Annotated in this window: 1 protein-coding gene; it reads left to right on the top strand. The window is 75.6% G+C overall.

Going from position 1 to position 213, the window contains the following annotated elements; all coding sequences use genetic code 11:
* A partial coding sequence (locus ACWJ6R_RS38440) for a beta-ketoacyl synthase N-terminal-like domain-containing protein (RefSeq protein ID WP_449066862.1) occupies positions 1–213 on the top strand: 213 nt, incomplete at both ends.

Genomic DNA, 213 nt, shown 5'->3' with positions numbered 1-213 from the left:
CGGCGGTGACGGTGGACACGGCGTGCTCGTCGTCGCTGGTGGCGCTGCACCTGGCGGCGCAGTCGCTGCGGTCGGGCGAGTGCGATCTGGCCCTCGCGGGCGGCGTGACGGTGATGGCGACGCCCGGCGTCTTCATCGAGTTCTCCCGCCAGCGGGGCCTGGCGCCCGACGGCCGCTGCAAGGCGTTCTCGGCGGACGCCGACGGCACCGGCT

The sequence above is a fragment of the Planomonospora algeriensis genome, assembly GCF_977012225.1.
The sequence above is the reverse complement of the archived record's forward strand: the minus strand, read 5'-3'. Positions and strand labels throughout refer to the sequence as shown.